The organism is Alkalicoccobacillus porphyridii (assembly GCF_007293315.1).
GTDB lineage: Bacteria > Bacillota > Bacilli > Bacillales > Bacillaceae_D > Alkalicoccobacillus > Alkalicoccobacillus porphyridii.
The window spans coordinates 1-289 of the sequence record NZ_VLXZ01000152.1; the positions used below are offsets into that span (position 1 = coordinate 1).

Here is a 289-nt window from a genome sequence, read left to right on the forward strand (position 1 = left end):
TAACTTCTCTTCAATCGGGATTATCGCAGGTGCAGTTAAAGGCCTGAATGAAGAGCAAGGTAACGTGGTTTCTCGCTTCGGTCTGAAGCTGGTTTACGGCTCTACCCTGGTGAGTGTGCTGTCTGCGTCAATCGCAGCACTGGTGCTGTAAGACCATACATAAAAAAGCCGGGGATAATTCCCCGGTTTTTTTACGCCTGTTAATCAGCTAATGGCTGCGGGCGACCAATCAAATACCCTTGCAGATATTGCACCCCGAGCTTATGCAATAGCGCCTGCTGCTGTTGCG

At 49.8% G+C, this 289-nt stretch carries 1 protein-coding gene; it reads left to right on the forward strand.

Annotated elements, in window-relative coordinates; all coding sequences use genetic code 11:
* Positions 1-151, forward strand: a 151-nt coding sequence (locus FN960_RS23860; protein ID WP_276530905.1) for a nucleoside transporter C-terminal domain-containing protein, incomplete at its 5' end; no start/stop codon positions are given.
* Positions 152-289: the final 138 nt, after the last annotated feature.